The 13,509-nt window shown below is 65.4% G+C and carries 15 protein-coding genes; 12 read left to right on the top strand and 3 right to left on the bottom strand.

Annotated elements, in window-relative coordinates:
• Positions 1 to 122 precede the first annotated feature (122 nt).
• From ACFVWT_RS16425 to ACFVWT_RS16455, 7 genes are all read left to right on the top strand, one after another.
• The gene (locus ACFVWT_RS16425; RefSeq protein ID WP_390249631.1) at positions 123 to 1,718 is read left to right on the top strand and encodes a glycoside hydrolase family 68 protein; all 1,596 of its coding nucleotides are present in this window, start codon (positions 123 to 125) and stop codon (positions 1,716 to 1,718) included.
• A 255-nt stretch (positions 1,719 to 1,973) separates the two neighbouring features.
• A complete protein-coding gene (locus ACFVWT_RS16430) occupies positions 1,974 to 2,423 on the top strand; it encodes a hypothetical protein (RefSeq protein WP_390249633.1) in 450 nt (149 codons plus the stop codon).
• Positions 2,424 to 2,511: 88 nt separating this feature from the next.
• Positions 2,512 to 2,973 (top strand): Asp23/Gls24 family envelope stress response protein, encoded by a 462-nt coding sequence (locus ACFVWT_RS16435; RefSeq protein ID WP_390249635.1) that lies wholly within the window; start codon positions 2,512 to 2,514, stop codon positions 2,971 to 2,973.
• Complete coding sequence (locus ACFVWT_RS16440) at positions 2,970 to 3,161, top strand: hypothetical protein (protein ID WP_390249637.1); 192 nt, start codon at positions 2,970 to 2,972, stop codon at positions 3,159 to 3,161. Before ACFVWT_RS16435 ends, ACFVWT_RS16440 begins: the two co-directional genes overlap by 4 nt.
• Positions 3,158 to 3,541, top strand: a complete 384-nt coding sequence (locus ACFVWT_RS16445) for a hypothetical protein (protein ID WP_390249639.1) — start codon at positions 3,158 to 3,160, stop codon at positions 3,539 to 3,541. The genes ACFVWT_RS16440 and ACFVWT_RS16445 overlap by 4 nt, the downstream gene beginning before the upstream one ends.
• Positions 3,538 to 4,215: a hypothetical protein gene (locus ACFVWT_RS16450; RefSeq protein ID WP_390249641.1), complete on the top strand. Its 678-nt coding sequence runs from the start codon at positions 3,538 to 3,540 to the stop codon at positions 4,213 to 4,215. The genes ACFVWT_RS16445 and ACFVWT_RS16450 overlap by 4 nt, the downstream gene beginning before the upstream one ends.
• The gene (locus ACFVWT_RS16455; RefSeq protein ID WP_390249643.1) at positions 4,212 to 4,823 is read left to right on the top strand and encodes a hypothetical protein; all 612 of its coding nucleotides are present in this window, start codon (positions 4,212 to 4,214) and stop codon (positions 4,821 to 4,823) included. Before ACFVWT_RS16450 ends, ACFVWT_RS16455 begins: the two co-directional genes overlap by 4 nt.
• On the opposite strand, the gene ACFVWT_RS16460 is transcribed toward ACFVWT_RS16455, so the two are convergent.
• On the bottom strand, positions 4,820 to 6,736 hold the full coding sequence (locus tag ACFVWT_RS16460; protein ID WP_390249645.1) for an alpha-amylase family glycosyl hydrolase: 1,917 nt from the start codon (positions 6,734 to 6,736) through the stop codon (positions 4,820 to 4,822). The two genes, ACFVWT_RS16455 and ACFVWT_RS16460, sit on opposite strands and share 4 nt — an antisense overlap.
• A 110-nt stretch (positions 6,737 to 6,846) precedes the next feature.
• On the opposite strand from ACFVWT_RS16460, the gene ACFVWT_RS16465 reads away from it, so the two are divergent.
• From ACFVWT_RS16465 to ACFVWT_RS16485, 5 genes are all read left to right on the top strand, one after another.
• Positions 6,847 to 8,133 (top strand): ABC transporter substrate-binding protein, encoded by a 1,287-nt coding sequence (locus ACFVWT_RS16465; protein WP_390249647.1) that lies wholly within the window; start codon positions 6,847 to 6,849, stop codon positions 8,131 to 8,133.
• 6 nt (positions 8,134 to 8,139) lie between these two features.
• Entirely contained in the window at positions 8,140 to 9,180 is a 1,041-nt protein-coding gene (locus ACFVWT_RS16470; RefSeq protein WP_390249649.1) for a carbohydrate ABC transporter permease, read from the top strand.
• Positions 9,177 to 10,073 carry a carbohydrate ABC transporter permease gene (locus ACFVWT_RS16475; protein WP_390249651.1) on the top strand — a complete coding sequence of 299 codons (897 nt, stop codon included), beginning with the start codon at positions 9,177 to 9,179 and terminating at the stop codon, positions 10,071 to 10,073. The genes ACFVWT_RS16470 and ACFVWT_RS16475 overlap by 4 nt, the downstream gene beginning before the upstream one ends.
• Entirely contained in the window at positions 10,073 to 10,339 is a 267-nt protein-coding gene (locus ACFVWT_RS16480) for a hypothetical protein (protein ID WP_390249653.1), read from the top strand. The genes ACFVWT_RS16475 and ACFVWT_RS16480 overlap by 1 nt, the downstream gene beginning before the upstream one ends.
• A 100-nt stretch (positions 10,340 to 10,439) precedes the next feature.
• A complete protein-coding gene (locus ACFVWT_RS16485; protein ID WP_390249655.1) occupies positions 10,440 to 11,504 on the top strand; it encodes a LacI family DNA-binding transcriptional regulator in 1,065 nt (354 codons plus the stop codon).
• A gap of 24 nt (positions 11,505 to 11,528) precedes the next feature.
• Here ACFVWT_RS16485 and ACFVWT_RS16490 read toward each other — a convergent pair whose 3' ends face one another.
• Entirely contained in the window at positions 11,529 to 12,482 is a 954-nt protein-coding gene (locus ACFVWT_RS16490) for a hypothetical protein (protein WP_390249657.1), read from the bottom strand.
• A 10-nt stretch (positions 12,483 to 12,492) separates the two neighbouring features.
• The gene (locus ACFVWT_RS16495; RefSeq protein WP_390249659.1) at positions 12,493 to 13,299 is read right to left on the bottom strand and encodes an exodeoxyribonuclease III; all 807 of its coding nucleotides are present in this window, start codon (positions 13,297 to 13,299) and stop codon (positions 12,493 to 12,495) included.
• Positions 13,300 to 13,509: the final 210 nt, after the last annotated feature.

The raw sequence follows: 13,509 nt of genomic DNA on the forward strand, positions 1-13,509 counted from the left end.
CCCCTCGACACAAAGGCGTCCTCGATGACGCCTGCCGTGTCATCGGGACAACCGGAGTTTCGGGGTATGAGGGCACACGCCCGTCTTCCACGAATGGTCTCAACTCCGCGAGAAGAGCAAAAATGCACAAGCACCCCAATACACACCGGATGCTGCGGTGGCGCCCCGCCGCCGCAGCACTGGCAACGGCCGTGGCGGCTTCCGCCTTCCTTGCCGTTCCGTCGGCCCAGGCCAACGAGCCTTCGGACCCGCCCGCCACCCAGCAAATGCCGGCACCCACCCCCGGCTTCCCGCTGCCCACCGATCACAGCCAGAAGGCCTACGATCCGGCGGCCGACTTCACCTCAAAGTGGACCCGCGCCGATGCCAAGCAGATCATGGCGCAGAGCGACTCCACCGTGGCCCCCGGACAGAACTCCATGAGCCCGGATGTCACCATGCCGGAAATCCCCGAGGATTTCCCCGCGATGAACGACGACGTCTGGGTCTGGGACACGTGGTCCCTGACCGACGAAAACGCCAACCAGATCAGCTACAAGGGCTGGGATGTCATCTTCTCCCTGGTTGCCGACCGGCACGCCGGTTACGGTTTTGACCAGCGCCACTGGAACGCCCGGATCGGCTACTTCTTCCGCAAGACCAATGCCGACCCGGCGAAGGACAAGTGGAACTACGGCGGACACGTCTTCGCTGACGGTGCTTCCATCGGCAACACCGAATGGTCCGGCTCCACCCGCCTGATGCAGGGCGATCAGGTCAACGTGTTCTACACCGCCACCACGTTCTACGACGTTGCCGAGCGCAACGCGGGCGGCGGCGGCATCGCCCCGGACGCGGCCATTGCCAAGGCGCTGGGCAAAATCCACGCCGACAAGAACGGCGTCACGTTCGACGGCTTCAAGCACACCAAGCTGCTTGAGCCGGACGGCAAGATGTACCAGAACAAGGCACAGAACCCGGGCTTCGCTTTCCGCGACCCCTACACATTCGCGGACCCGGCCCACCCGGGCAAGACCTTCATGGTCTTCGAAGGCAACACCGGCGGTAAGCGCGGCGAATACGAGTGCAAGCCCGAGGACCTCGGCTACAAGTCCGGCGACCCGAACGCCGAAAGCGTCAACGAGGTCAACAGCAGCGGTGCCTACTACCAGACGGCCAACGTGGGGCTGGCAGTGGCGGACAACAAGGACCTGACCAAGTGGTCCTTCCTGCCGCCGATCCTCTCGGCCAACTGCGTCAACGACCAGACCGAGCGTCCGCAGATCTTCATCCAGAATGAAGGCGGCAAGAACAAGTACTACCTGTTCACCATCAGCCACCAGTTCACCTACGCGGCCGGCATGCGCGGCCCCGACGGCGTCTACGGCTTCGTCGGCGACGGCGTCCGATCCGACTACCAGCCGATGAACAACAGCGGCCTGGCCCTGGGCTCGCCCACGGACCTGAACCTTCCGTCCGAGTCCCCGGAGGCACCCACCCCGAACCAGAACGGCCGCCAGTTCCAGGCCTACTCGCACTACGTGCAGCCGGGCGGCCTGGTGCAGTCCTTCATCGACAACGTGAACGGCGTTCGCGGCGGCTCGCTTTCACCCACCGTGAAGATCAACTTCCGTGACGGTGTGTCCCAGGTTGACCGCACCTTCGGCAAGAACGGCCTCGGCCCGTTCGGCTACCTGCCCACCAACCTGAAGGTTGGCGGCGAGGGCCTTTACAAGTAACCCGCAGCGGAGAACATAACACCCGCCGCAGCCAGCAGGGACGTCCGGATCTCATCCGGGCGTCCCTGCGGTTTTTTATCCCTATATATACGGACAAGATGCGGACGCCCGGCTGCGGTCAAGGGAAGCCGCCGTGCCGCCCGCTTGGGATCCCGGCAGCCATCCGGGCTAGACTCGCACGCCGGGGACAGAACGCCATTGCCGCTCGAGCCTCAAGGACATCGGGCGGCGCAATCTCGACCAGAAATGTGACCTTTGAAAAACCTTTCACGCCCACTGACCGCAGCAGCCCTCTTCGCCGCACTGGCACTTACCGCATGCTCCGCTCCGGAAGCCGGCAGCGCGCCGTCGTCGTCCGCTCCCGCAACGTCCGCGGCAACCGCGACGCCGAGTCCCAGCAAGAGTTCCGGCCCGTATGGGGACTTCCCTTCCGCGGCGGAGGCGTGCACCACCATCTCCCAGCAGGCCACCGGCGCCTCGCTGTTCCCGCTTTCGGCTGCCCAGGGCAAAAAAGCGGAGCTGGAGCAGCTCAAGGCTGAGCTCAGTGAAACCGCCGAACGGGTTCCGGACGAGCTCAAGGCCGACTTCGCCAACCTCAATGCTGTGGCTGTCGCCGGGCTGAGCGACCAGACCGTCTACTCCAGCGGAAAGTTCGACGCCGCCATGACCCCGGTTACGGCCTGGCTCGCCGCCAACTGCAAATAGCTGATTTCGGCTTGGCGATTTTCACCGGCGTCCGGCCCGTTGTCGCGGCCAAGGGATAGGGTGGTGTTCAAGAGAAGGGGAGTGCCTGATGGAATACCAGAACCCACATCCCGCGCCGGGGGCCCACGCTGATCCAGTCGTTGCCCTGCCAGCCGGGACCGGACGGACCGTCATTTCCGAAACGGCTGTTGCCAAGGTTGCAGGCATCGCCGCCCGCGCCGTTCCGGGGGTCTATTCGCTGGGCACCGGCCCGTCCCGTGCCCTGGGTGCAATCCGGGACGCTGTCGGGAGCTCGGACCACGCGGCCGGCGTCCACGCGGAAGTCGGCGAGACGCAGGTGGCAGTGGACATCAACCTCGTGGCCGTCTACGGCACGCCGCTGCATTCCCTGGCGGACCAGGTGCGCGCCGCCGTCTATGCCGCCGTGGAGGAGCTTGTCGGCCTGCAGGTCATCGAGGTCAACGTGGAGATCAATGACGTCTACGTAGCGGGGCCGGCAAAGCCCGGCATGCCCGTGGAAGCCCGGACTGAGAGGGAGGCCATCCAGTGAACCTGACCGTGGTGGGAATAGCAGTGGGGGGCTTCGTGGCCTTTATGTCCTTCCAATTCGGCGTCTGGGGCTTCCTCGTCTCGCTGCTGTTCATGGGGATCGGTGCCCTTCTTGGCCGTGCCGCGGAAGGGAAACTTGACCTGCGCAGCGTGTTCGATGCCATCACGGGCCGGCGCTCATCCTCATGAGCAGCACGGCCGGAACCGTGGCCGGCGGCTCCGTGATGGCCGGTCACAACCGCATCAGCACGCAGGCGCTCACCAGTCTTGCGCGGGCAGCTGCGGCTGAAGCGCTGGGCGTCCCGGCTCACGACGTCCGGGCTGACTGGTCCGACGACGACGGCCTGCTGGCGCTGTCCCTCGTCCTTCCCATCAGGATCCCCCCGCTGACCACGGTCCTGCGCGACCCCGGCCGCGTCGCCGGTTTCGGCGGGTCCATCCGGGAACGCGCCGTCGCGGCCAGGTCCGTGATCCTGCACCGGGTTGCGGAACTCAGCGGCGCTCAGCTGAGCCGGGTGGACATCCGGATCAGCGGCGCCGCCATCAGCGAAGGGGGAAGGGTCCAGTGAACAACGCCACCGACGTCCGCTCAAAGGGCAGCCACGCAGCGGGAAATGGTGCCTCCGGCAGGAGCTCGGGCGTCTCCGCCGCCGGAGAACCGGATCCCCGGGGCGCCGGTATGCGCCGGATCCTGGACCGCGAAACGCGTTCCTCGCGTGCCGCAGTGTCCGGGATCGCCGCGGTGCTGGTGGTCGTACTTTGCGGTTACGGGCTCCTTGAAGCTGCGGTGCGCGCAGTCGGGCAGCCGCCGTGGCTCATCGATCCGCAGACCGCCGCGGAACGCATCATTGCGCTTCCCCAGGGGATGCCGCCGCTGCTCCTCGGCGTCATCGGAGCCGTGACGGCGATGGCGGGGCTGTTCTTCCTGCTCAACGCCATCCTGCCGGGCCGCCGGGCACGGCATTTGCTCCCGGACGCGCGGGCCGGAGTTGTTGTTGATGACGAAGTGATCGCTTCGGCGCTGGCGCGCCGGGCCCGGCTGGCAGCGAACGTTACGCAGGAACAGGTGATGGTGGTGGTGTCTCAGCGCCAGGTGACCGTCAACGTGCGGCCCACTTCCGGGGTGCCGGTGAGCGAGAACGCTGTGCTGGCCGCCGTGCTCGAGGAACTCCGGGACATGGCTCCGGAACGGATGCCCGAAGTGCGCGTCAACGTGGCAACCTCGGGGGTGATCGGGGCATGAACAACACCCCCCGGACCCTGAACCGGATCCTGATCGGAATCCTGGGCGTGAAGCTGCTGGTCATCGGGCTGCTGCTGGTCCTGCTCGCCACCGTTCCGGCAGTGGCTTCGTGGTGGCAGCAATGGTCCGCCGGCGTGTGGAGCGGCATCAGCCAGCTCCTCCAGCGAACAGGCATTCCCGGCCGCCAGGAAAGCTGGCTGTGGGCTGTGATCGCGCTACTGCTGGCAGTGGTGACCGCCCTTATGGTCGCCTGGGTGGCCCAGCAGGGCAAGGGCCGTGCCAACCTGATTGTTGCCGAGGACGACGCCGAGGATTTCCCGGGCAACGTGCGGATCGGCGGCGGTGTTGCCGAGCAAGCCCTGCGCGCGGCCTTGGCCGAGCGGCAGGACCTGGCCGGCGCCACTGTGGCCACCTACGAGATCCGCGGCGAGCCAGCGCTGAAGATCCGTCTGCAGCCCCGCCAGGGCGTGGCGCCGCACCTCCTCGCAGCCGAAGTCTCGGCCCTCGTGGAGGCGCTGGACGCCGTCGTGGGCAAGCGCATCCCGGTGCTCATCCACATCGGCTCCGGCGCCCGTTCCCGCTTCGGCCGTGCGGAACGCGTCCGCTAGATCGCCACGAGGTAGGCGGCCGAGTTCGGCGCAAGTTTCCGCACGCCGCCCTGGTCGGTGCCTGGGTCCGCCGCCGAATCGGCCGAACCGGATTCCGCCGGGCCGCCCGTCACCGCCTCCTCGGCGCTGGCCAGTCCAACCCGGTAGCCCTCCGGCAAGGTGGCGGGGGCAAGGCCCATGTTGGCGATCACCAGGATGTCCCCGTTGTGGAAGGCGAGCAACCCGTCCTCGGGTGCGTGCACGTCGGCCCATTGGAAGCTCCCGGCGCCCAGCCGGTGTTCCTTGCGCAGGGCCAGCGCTGAACGGTACAGCTCCAGGGTGGAACCGCCGACGCCGTCCTGCCGGTCGGCGGCCAGCTCGCCGAAGGACTCCGGCTGGGGGAGCCAGGGAGCGGCCGGCGCGTTGCCGGTGAACGCTGACGCAAAGCCGTAACCGGGCTCGGCGGCTTTCCACGGCAGCGGTACCCGGCAGCCGTCGCGGCCCCGCTCGATGCCGTTCGTCCGGAAGAAGGTGGGGTCCTGGCGGGCCTCGGCGGGAACCGTGGTGTGCTCCGGGAGGCCCAGTTCTTCTCCCTGGTACAGGTACGCCGAGCCGGGGAGGGCGAGGGCAACCATGGTGGCTGCCCGGGCACGGGCGAGGCCAAGCCCGGCGTCAGGCTGTTCATCCTCGGCAGCAATGCCCTTCGGGAACGTGGTCGGGTCCTTCAGTCCAAAGCGGGTGGTGTGCCGGACGGTGTCGTGGTTGCTGAGAACCCATGTGGTGGTGGCACCCACCGTGGCGGCAGCCCGCAGTGAGGCCTCAATGGCCGCTGCCGTCCGCCCGGCATCCCAGCCGGCCAGCAGGAAGTCGAAGTTGAACGCCTGCTGCATTTCATCGGGGCGGACGTACCGGGCCAGCCGCTCGGCCGGCTCCACCCAGGCTTCGGCCACCATCATGCGGTCGCCGTCATATTCGGCCAGCACCCGGTGCCAGTCCCGGTAGATCTCGTGAACGCCGTCCTGGTCAAAGAACGGCGACGGCGGGTAGAGCGGCGAGACCGCCTGGTGTTCGTCGTCGGCGGCTGTTGCCGCGGCGGCGTCCGTGGCGGCTGCAGGGTGTGCGCGGTGCGGTTCTTCGGCTTCGGTATGGCCGCCATGGGCGTCGCCGGGAAGATCGGTTGCTCCTTCCACCATGGCTGCGGAGCCTTCCCAGTCCGGTAGCCCGGCCTCCTTGACCATCCCGTGGGCCACATCCACGCGGAAGCCGTCCACGCCGCGGTCCAGCCAGAACCGCAGCACCGAGCGCATTTCCTCCTTAACCTCGGCGTTGTCCCAGTTCAGGTCGGGCTGCTTGGTGTCAAAGAGGTGCAGGTACCATTCGCCGGGCGCGCCGTCGGCTTCCGTGACGCGGGTCCAGGCCGGTCCGCCAAAAATGGACTTCCAGTTGTTCGGCGCCAGGTCCCCCTTCCCGGAACCGGGGACGGAATCCTTGCCGGGCCGGAACATGTAACGGTCCCGCTCGCGGGAACCCGGCGGTGCCGCGAGGGCCTCCTGGAACCAGGCGTGTTCGTCCGAGGTGTGGTTGGGCACCAGGTCAACGATGACCTTCAGCCCCAGTCCGTGAGCTTTCTGCAACATGTCGTCGAAGTCCGCCAGGGTACCGAAGAGCGGGTCCACTTCGCGGTAGTCGGCCACGTCGTAACCGGCGTCGGCCTGGGGCGATTTATAGAAGGGGGACAGCCAGACGGCGTCCACGCCGAGCCTGTGCAGGTGGTCCAAATGAGCCGTCACTCCGCGGAGGTCGCCCATCCCGTCTCCGTTGGCATCGGCGAAGGACCGCGGGTAAACCTGGTACACGACGGCGCTGGCCCACCACGCCGAGATCGAGGAGCCGTCAGTCGGGACTGGGCTGTGTGCCACAGATATCCTTTCCATAAAGTTCGGTGTAAACGCTTGCATTTCTCACCGCAACGTTACTAGTGTGATGGGCACCACTTCAACCGCACCGCCGATTTTGCTCGACACTCAGCGAGGAGTCTCTACATATGAAATCCCCTAACTTCCTTTTGCCGGCAGCTACTGCCGGCGTTTTGGCGTTAACCCTTTCCGCCTGTGGTGGCGGAGGCGGCACCACGGGCGGGGGTGGTGGCGGCGACGCTGAACAAGGCCTCGACGGCCGCGGCCCCATCACCTACGTTCAGGGCAAGGACAACAGCAACGTTGTCCGTCCCCTCATTGAGAAATGGAACGCTGCACACCCGAACGAGAAGGTCACGTTCAAGGAGCAGACCGACTCCGCCGACCAGCAGCACGACGACCTGGTCCAGAATTACCAGGCAAAGAACCCCAACTATGACGTTGCCAGCGTCGACGTTGTGTGGACGGCTGAATTCGCCGCCAAGGGCTGGCTCCAGCCGCTGAAGGACAAGATGGCGGTAGACACCAAGGGCATGCTGGACCCCACCATTGAGGCCGGCTCGTACAAGGGCACCCTCTACGCAGCACCTGTGTCTTCCGATGGCGGCATCCTCTACTACCGCAAGGACCTCGTCCCCACTCCGCCCAAGACCTGGGACGAGATGATGCAGATGTGCTCCATCGCCAAGGCCAACAACATCGGCTGCTACGCGGGCCAGTTCAAGAAGTACGAAGGCCTCACCGTCAACGCTTCCGAGGCCATCAACTCCTTCGGCGGTTCCGTGCTGGACAAGGACGGCAAGCCGAGCCTGAACACTCCGGAAGCCAAGGTTGGCCTCGAGAACCTGGCGAAGGCCTACGCGGACGGCAACATCCCGAAGGAAGCCATCACCTACCAGGAAGAGGAAGGACGCCAGGCGTTCCAGGACGGGAAACTCCTCTTCCACCGCAACTGGCCGTACGTGTACAACCTGGCCACCACTGAAGCATCATCCAAGGTCAAGGATGTCCTGGGCATGACCGCCCTGCCCGGTAAGGACGGCCCCGGTGCCTCCTCGCTGGGTGGACACAGCGCGGCCGTGAGCGTGTACTCCAAGAACAAGGCCACTGCCCTGGACTTCGTGAAGTTCCTGACGAACGCAGAGCAGCAGAAGTTCTTCGCCACCAAGGGTTCGCTGGCCCCCGTGCTCGGTGACCTCTACGAGGACAAAGAGCTCGTGGCCAAGCTGCCGTACCTGCCGGTCCTGAAGACGTCCATCGAAAACGCGGTACCGCGCCCCGTGACGCCGTTCTACCCTGCAGTGACCAAAGCCATCCAGGAAAACGCCTACCCTGCCATCAAGGGGGAGAAGTCCGTGGAATCCGCACTGTCTGACATGCAAAAGTCCATCGAATCAGCTAGCGCGGGACAGTAGCCCCTCATGGCTACCGAATTGGGCCCGACGCCGGTAAAAAAGCCGGCGTCGGGCAGTCCCGAGATCCACCACGCACCCAAGGGGGTGGGGGAAGACAACCGGATCGCCAGCCAGGGGAGGTGGGCATCGTGGCTGTTGGCCCCCACCATCATCGCGCTGGCGGTCGTGATCGTTTACCCGATCATCAGCGCACTCGTTATGTCCTTCCAGAAGGACGCCGGCCTGGATCCCGTCACCGGGCTTTTCACCGCCGGCGGCCCGGCAGGCGTCCAGAACTACGTGAACTGGCTTGCCCAGCAGTGCTCCGCTCCCGGCGGCGGCACAGTCGCCTGCCCGTCCGGAACACTCGGCGCCCAGTTCTGGTCCGCGACGGCCACCACGTTCTTCTTCACCGTGGTGACCGTGACCTTGGAAACCGTCCTCGGTTTCTGGATGGCCCTCATCATGGCCAGGACCTTCCGGGGACGCAGCCTGGTCCGTGCAGCAGTCCTGGTCCCGTGGGCCATTCCCACCGCCGTGACTGCCAAGCTGTGGCTGTTCATCTTCGCTTTCGAGGGCATCGCGAACAAGCTGTTCAACACCACCATCCTGTGGACCGGCAGTGAGTGGCCGGCCAAGTGGGCAGTGATCATCGCCGACGTCTGGAAGACTACGCCGTTCATGGCACTCCTCATCCTCGCCGGCCTGCAGATGATCCCTGCAGAGGTGTATGAGGCTGCCAAGGTTGACGGTGCCAGCACCTGGCAGCGGTTCCGCATGATCACCCTGCCGCTGGTGAAGCCGGCGCTGATGGTGGCCATCCTGTTCCGTACCTTGGACGCACTCCGCATGTTCGACCTCCCGTACATCCTGACGGGCGGTGCCAACAACACCACCACGCTGTCCATCCTGGTGATCAACCAGATCAGGCAAGGGTTCAACGCGGCGGCAGCTTTGTCCACCATCACGTTCATTATCATCTTCCTTGTCGCGTTCATCTTTGTGCGCTTCCTGGGAGCAAACGTTGTGGAACAAAGCGGAGCCACCGGTAAGAAGGGGAAGAAATGAGCGCCGGGACAGCCGCGACTGCCCTGAGGGCAGAGCAGGACAGGGGCAGGAAGACAGCCCAGAACCGGGAAAAACTGGCGCAGGGGCGTACCTACATCAGCGCCGCGGTGATCCTCATCTGGTGCCTGGCACCGGCGTATTGGATGGTGGTGACAGCTTTCCGCGATGTGGACTTCACCTACGACACCTCGATACTGCCGACGCACATCACGCTCGACAACTTCAACACCGCCTTCGATACCTCCTTTGGCAACAGGTTTGGGCAGGCACTGCTCAACAGTGTTTTCATCGGCGTCGTCGTCACAGTGGTGTCGTTGCTTATCGGTGTCTTCGCGGCGTATGCCCTGGCGCGACTGAACTTCCGGTTCAAATATCTGGTGCTGGGCTTCATCCTGGGCGCATCGATGTTCCCGGGCGTCGCCCTCATCACTCCGCTGTTCCAGCTCTTCACCAACATTGGCTGGATGGGCACGTACCAGGCGCTGATCATCCCGAACATCTCCTTCGTGCTCCCTCTGACCGTGTACACGATGACCTCCTTCTTCCGCGAAATGCCATGGGAGCTTGAGGAATCGGCGCGGGTGGACGGCTGCACCCAGGGGCAGGCATTCCGAAAGGTGATCCTGCCGCTGGCGGCACCGGCCATCTTCACCACGGCCATCCTGGCGTTCATTTCCTCGTGGAATGAATTCCTGATTGCCAGCCAGCTGTCCAGCGACGCGACCCAGCCGGTAACGGTTGCCATCGCAAGCTTCGCCGGCGCACAACCGAACCAGATTCCGTACACGGCCATCATGGCCGCCGGAACCATTGTCACCATTCCTTTGGTGATCCTGGTCCTGGTCTTCCAGCGCAAGATTGTTGCCGGCCTTACCGCCGGTGCCGTCAAGTGATGGGTTCGGCTGCGGGAGGGGAGCAGAACCACGGACGGGTCCGCAGTGAACACCGGCGGGCCCGGTCCGGGGAGGACTTCGACATCATCATCGGATTCCTTGGGTTCTGGGCCGTTGTCCTGGTGGTGGTCACCGTCTGGATGGAGGTGACCGCCCAGCCCGCGGTCGGATGGGCGCTGGGACTGCTGGGCGTGCTTCTAGCCCTCTACGGCATGGTGCGGCTCCGCCGGCGCCTGCCCGCAAGGACCGCTACGCGTAAGAAATAGGAGCTGATCAAGAGCTCAAGGCTGGGCGGATTAGACTGGCTTGTTGCCGCAGGGAAAGCACAGGTAGCAAGAATCTGCGAACAGCAAGCAAGGGGAAACTGTGGCACGCACAACGGACAGGGCTCAACGGGGCGGCCATTCCGGCGTCAGCATTGAGGACGTCGCAGCCGCAGCGGGGGTTTCTACTGCCACAGTCTCGCGCGCAGTCCGCGGCCTGCCCAGGGTTTCGCCGGCCACCCGGGAAAAGATTCTTGAGGTGGCCGGCGCCTTGGGCTATGTGGCTTCATCATCCGCCTCGGGCCTGGCCACGGGAAGGACCAAGACCATCGGAGTGCTGGCACCCTTCGTCAGCCGCTGGTTCTTCTCCAAAGCGATCGAGGGCGCGGACCGTGAACTGCACGCGCGCCAGTACAACCTCTCGCTGTTCAACCTGGGCGGCCACGGCAGCAACCGTGAACGGCTCTTCAGCAAGACCATGGTCTACAAGCAGATCGATGCCCTCCTGGTGCTGTGTATGGCTCTGACCCACGAGGAAATAGAGCATCTACAGAAGATCGACATCCCTCTGGTGGTGGTGGGCGGCCACGTGGAAGAGTGCCCCTACATCGGCATTGATGACTACGCCGCGGCATCCACCGCCGTCCGGCACCTGATCAGCCTCGGCCACAAGGACATCGCACTTCTTCACGGCGACGACGAAACCGACCTCAACTTTGATGTTCCCCGCGTGCGCATCAAGGCTTTCCAGGACGTCATGGCAGGATCCGGGCTGGCTGTCCGCCCGGAATGGGATGAATGGGGCGACTTCACGGTCCGTAGCGGGCAGGATGCATTCACCCGGATGTGGGCCGGGCCAGGTCCAAAGCCCACTGCGATCTTCTGCGCATCGGACGAGATGGCCATGGGCGTCATTTTCGAAGCCAACAAGATGGGTGTCCGCGTGCCGGAGGAACTGTCCGTCATCGGGATCGATGACCACGATTTTTCGGATGCCATGGGACTGACCACCGTGCGGCAGCGGCCTGACGAGCAGGCTGAACTCGGCACCAAGATGCTGCTGGATGAACTGGACGGCGCTGTCGGTGCGGTCCACTCGGAAGTTGCACCGCACCAGCTCATCGTCAGAAGGACGACGGCGCCGCCACCGTCCCGCAGCCAGGCTTAGTTCCGGCGGCTTAGCGCGGACGGTTTAGGATGCCCGCGCCAGTTGCCTGATCGGTATCCAGCGCGAGGCCAGCCGGCGGTAGGCCGCCGCCGCCCCGGTCATGTCTCCTTCGGCCAGGCATTCGATGCCCAGCCTCACGTCCATGGGTGAATCGTCCGGATACACCTTGTCCGCGACGGCACCGTAGTCCAGCTCCACCACTGACCCGGGGTGGAAAAGTTCCAGCCACTCGGTGAGCTGGGTCATGTCGTCCAGCATGTCCAGGTCAGGGGCGGCCAAAGCCAGGTTGGCCACGGCGTAGCGGACGCGTTCCAGGGCCTCGCCGATAGGCGCCCACACACGGACCGTAATGATCCGCCCGCCGGACTCCACCACGTCCTGGGGATCGGATTCCTTGAAGAGCGAGAACCAGCTGAAGGGTATGCCCCAGGTGGAAGCACGGGTGTGGACGCGGCTGGTTCCTTCGCGGGCCTTCACCAGGTCGATCCGCTCCTGGTGCTTGTCCCGCTGTTCCTCGGGAATCAGCAGCTCCGCGAGTGGCCCGTGGATGCCCTCCATCAGGGCGTTGGCGGCGAGGCCGGCGCGCAGCACCAGCTGGCTGGGGCAGTAAAGCAATGCCCGGTCCGCACTCTCGGCGCCGGCAGCGGCGCCACCCGGCGTCCCGTCGTCGGACGTTCCGGTCTCTTCGGGGCCGCCGGAGGGCTTCTGCGTGTGCGGCCGCTCTGGTTCCGGGGGAGCCGGAATGACCCGGACCAAGTCGGTGCGGCCGGTGGGGAAGGGGTCGCCGCCGGGCCGCGTGATCCGGCCGAGGGACGCCTGCAGTTCGGCGTTTTCCACGGCTGCGCGGGACGCCGACCTGGCGCCTGCCGCCCGGAGCGCGGCGCGCTGCTCTTCGGGGAACGCGGAGAGCGGCTCATAGATCCGCAGGGCGGAGGAGAAGGGCAGTCCCGCCTGGCCCCGGTAGATGTTGCCCGTCATAGCGGCCCCATCAGTCGGCCAGCTCCACAATGACCGGCGCGTGGTCCGAGGCGCCCTTGCCCTTGCGTTCCTCGCGGTCGATCGATGCGCCCGTTACGCGGGCGGCGAGGGCGGGGGAAGCGAGGACGAAGTCGATCCGCATGCCTTCCTTCTTGGGGAAGCGGAGCTGGGTGTAGTCCCAGTAGGTGTAGACCCCCGGGCCGGGAGCATGCGGGCGGACCACGTCCTGGAAACCTGCGGCCTCGAAGGCGTGGAAAGCGGCGCGCTCGGGTTCGCTGACGTGGGTCATGGCGTTGGCGCGGAAGAAGTCGATGTCCCAGACGTCGTCGTCCTGCGGGGCGATGTTCCAGTCGCCCATCAACGCAATCTGCGCCTCGGGATTTTCAGTGACCCAGGCCTGGGCGTGGGTCTTCAGCATGTCCAGCCAGCTGAGCTTGTAGGGCATGTGCTCGTCGTCGAGGGCCCGGCCGTTGGGAACGTAAAGGCTCCAGACCCGGACACCGCCGCACGTGGCACCGATAGCGCGGGCCTCCTGGATGGGATCCTTGCCGTTCTTGCCGAATACCGGCTGGTCCACGAAGGAGCGTTCCACATCTTCGAGGCCGACGCGGGAGACGATGGCCACGCCGTTCCACTGGTTCACGCCGAAGTGGGCCACCTCGTAGCCCATGCGTTCGAAAAGTTCCCAGGGGAAATTGTCGTCCTTGCACTTGGTTTCCTGGATAGCCAGGACGTCACAGTCGCTGCGCTCGAGCCAGGCTTCCACGCGGTCGGCTCGGGCACGGAGGGAGTTCACATTCCAGGTAGCAATCTTCACAGTCCCTAACTTACCGAACTTGGGGGCCGGGGATCTGTCCAGCGCAGCTGTTTGCCGCCGTCGTGACCCTATTTCGCCCGGAACGGGACCAGACACGCGGGGCGGGCGGCGGGTATGCGAACAGAAGTGGGCAAAGAAGGTCACGACGGCGGCGGGACACCAACGCACGACGGCGGCGTCACTCACCCGGGTGCCGCGCGGCCGCAGCCC

It is taken from the genome of Arthrobacter sp. NPDC058288, assembly GCF_042880995.1.
Classification (GTDB): Bacteria; Actinomycetota; Actinomycetes; order Actinomycetales; family Micrococcaceae; genus Arthrobacter.